This is a genomic window from Micromonospora sp. MP36, from assembly GCF_008119785.1.
Taxonomy (GTDB): Bacteria; Actinomycetota; Actinomycetes; order Mycobacteriales; family Micromonosporaceae; genus Micromonospora.
The window spans coordinates 1-2710 of record NZ_VSFA01000233.1; the positions used below are offsets into that span (position 1 = coordinate 1).

Below are 2710 nucleotides of genomic sequence, written 5' to 3' on the forward strand. Positions count from 1 at the left end.
GACAACTGCGGCGGGTGTATCGCCCGCTGGGCCGTCTTTGACCGGCTTGGATCGAGCACCGAGGCACCCAAACTTCGCCGCCACTCGTCGGGGCATCGGGCGACGACAGCAATGAGGATGGGCGCCGGATTCCTGAAAAGTCTCGGTCGCGACTGGTCCGGCCACGAGCCACACCATGGCGGGTAGGAAAGCGTCTCCCAACCGGGTGAGGCCCGGTAGTCGGCGGTCGCGCGCGGTGATCAACCGGGGCCGCCGATGGGGCAGCAAGGAGTTGTCGGCGAATTGTCGGAGACCATGAACAAGCCTTATCGACAACTCAGATCGATGGCTGTGATGGGAGCGTCATCGTTCGTTCCGGACTTGGAGCGGCGGTGAGGGGCAGCGCGAGTCCCGCTCGCGATGCGTCCAAATGTCCACTGTCCCGTAGAAGGGAAGTGCCATGGCCAAGTCATCCATGCCCGAGGCCGCGGCGGTCGGTCGTCGGGCCGCCGAGATCCTCGAGGGTATGCGGCGGCATCCGGCGTTCGACCGGTTGCACAGCTCGTCGATGAAGTACTCCAGCTGCTGGGCGACGTTCACCGGGTATCCGGCGATCAGCCGCTGGTCTTTGGAGCGGGACGCGGGGCCGCTGCTGGTGGAGGCGCTGCGGGTGCTGGCGCTGAAGGCGGCGGTGTTCGAGCTGTCCGGCGGCGACGAGGAGGCCGCGGAGCTGCTGGTGCCGGCGCCGGTGGACGAGATGGTCCACGCGGTGCTGGCCCAGTTCACCCTGATGTCCCGGATGCAGGCCGACCTGGGGGTGGTGTTCCCGCACGCGACGGAGTTGGAGGAGTTCACCTACACCCGCGGCTGCGTCACCGACGCCTACTACGCCGCCGCCGGCTGGGGTGAGCAGCCGCTGCGGTACTGGCTGGACGCCGCCGAGGTGACCCGGCGGCTGGACCAGCTCAACGCCCACTACCAGGCGGCGGGTCTCGGGCGCGACGGCCGCAGCCACGACTTCGACTTCCACCAGCCAGGACCGGCCCCCGCCGTGCCGGTTGGGGTCAGCGGTTAGCCAGCTCCACCGACAGCACCCGCCGCATGGCCGCCACCACCTGCTTCGGGTCAAACCGTTCACCGGCCAGCCGTTCGGCGCGGGCGACGGCGGTGAGGATCCCTTCCGGGGGCGCGTCCCGGAGGACGGCGACGAGCCAGCCTTCCAGGTCCACCAGGTCGGCAGGTAGTTGAAGCGCTGCCGCGGTCGGTGCCGGTCGCGGTGCCTCGACGGGGACCGGTTCACCCTGTGAGGCGTACCGGCCGGGTGGAAGCCCGACCCGGTACGGGTGGACGCAGACAGCGACGCCGTCTGCGGTGACCCGCCAGCCAATGTTCGGGTGGTAGGCGAACTCGGGTCCGGGCCGGTCGACCACGTCGAACTGGCCCGGCCCGAGCTGCTGGGCAGGACACACGACGCACGTCTGCTCACACCACTGCGGTAGCGGCCCAGGCATGGCGCCGATGCTACGGCAATCAGGAGGTATCAGGGTATGACGGTCTTATCTCCTCCCCGCCCCATCATCATCGACCACGCGCTGCGGGACGCCAGGCGATGGTGCAAGGGGCACACCATCGACGACCGTCCTGCCCTGGCGCACGCGGTTCGGGTCGCGGTGGCGATCGGCGAGCATCTCCCCGACACGCCGCCCACCCTGGTCGCGGCGGCGTTGCTGCACGACGTCCCGGACTTCGCCCCGGCAACCCCGAACATCTACCAGGTGCTCGCCGCCGGTTACGGGTCGGAGGTGCCGCGGATCATCGCCGCTCTGCAGGTCGAGCATCGTGCGCTCGACGAACCGGACCCGCCCGTGCGGGTCGACGACCTGCCGGTGCTGCTCGTGTCCACCGCGGACAAAATCGTCGCACTGGGGTCGTTACTACGGCGGGCACGCGCCAGCGGCAACGTGCCCGATTTCTTCGCCCGACGGCCCGCGTTGCGCGCGCTGCTGCCGCACTTTCGGGCATTCCAGCAGGCCGCGCACCCTCGGGTGCCGGCCAGCATGTCGGCGCGCCTCGACGTCACGCTGACCCGGCTCGAACGGATCAACACCAGCATCCGAACCGGGAGCACGCGGTGAGCACACCCGGACTCGACCAGCGCACCGTCGACCAGCTGCGGCGTAACCTGCTCGCCGACGCCGGGCACGTCCAGACCGGGCGGCAGGTCATCCAGGCGTGGCAGCTGTCCGCCGTCGAGCGGCTGTTCCTCGCAGACGGCAGCAGCATCGTGTACAAGGCGGCCGTAGCACCCTTCACCGGCGAAGCCGCCGTGTTGCGAGCCCTCGGCGAGCACGGAGCCGACGTACCCGTGCTGCCCGGCTATGCGCTACGTCGTGGGACGCTGGGCAGGCCTTCACGCTACGAGGGGAAGCGCAGAACGGGCATACAGCTACCTTGCGAGAGCCCTTGGGTAGGGCCTGCCCCAGGCTGGGGTAGGGCCTGCACCACCGACAATCCTCACGCTGACCGGCTGTCATCTGGACCGACCGCTTCATAGCGTCGCAGGAAGGTCATCGAACCGATTCCTGTCCGTTCCGGAGGTAGTCACGTGAATTTTTCCATCGAAGACCCGTCTGTCGGGAATCGAGCGTCGTCCGGCACGCTCTCCCGGATCGTCGACGTCGACGCGTTGCGCGCCGTGGCGCTGCTCCTCATCCTGGTCGTCAACATCGCC

The 2710-nt window shown here is 69.0% G+C and carries 3 protein-coding genes; 2 read left to right on the forward strand and 1 reads right to left on the reverse strand.

The annotated features are described in order from the left end of the window. The first annotated feature begins 439 nt into the window (after positions 1-439). Positions 440-1054 (forward strand): hypothetical protein, encoded by a 615-nt coding sequence (locus FXF52_RS40840; RefSeq protein WP_148804987.1) that lies wholly within the window; start codon positions 440-442, stop codon positions 1052-1054. Here FXF52_RS40840 and FXF52_RS40845 read toward each other — a convergent pair. Continuing rightward, a complete protein-coding gene (locus tag FXF52_RS40845) occupies positions 1044-1490 on the reverse strand; it encodes a hypothetical protein (protein WP_148804988.1) in 447 nt (148 codons plus the stop codon). The two genes, FXF52_RS40840 and FXF52_RS40845, sit on opposite strands and share 11 nt — an antisense overlap. Before the next feature lie 36 nt (positions 1491-1526). On the opposite strand from FXF52_RS40845, the gene FXF52_RS40850 reads away from it, so the two are divergent. Further along, a complete protein-coding gene (locus FXF52_RS40850) occupies positions 1527-2114 on the forward strand; it encodes an HD domain-containing protein (RefSeq protein WP_148804989.1) in 588 nt (195 codons plus the stop codon). Positions 2115-2710 lie beyond the last annotated feature (596 nt).

Excerpts from the sequence above, each read along its gene's own strand:
- FXF52_RS40840 (WP_148804987.1), top strand. The coding sequence starts at position 440 with ATGGCCAAGTCATCCATGCCCGAGGCCGCGGCGGTCGGTCGTCGGGCC.
- FXF52_RS40850 (WP_148804989.1), top strand. The coding sequence starts at position 1,527 with ATGACGGTCTTATCTCCTCCCCGCCCCATCATCATCGACCACGCGCTG.
- FXF52_RS40845 (WP_148804988.1), bottom strand. The coding sequence starts at position 1,490 with ATGCCTGGGCCGCTACCGCAGTGGTGTGAGCAGACGTGCGTCGTGTGT.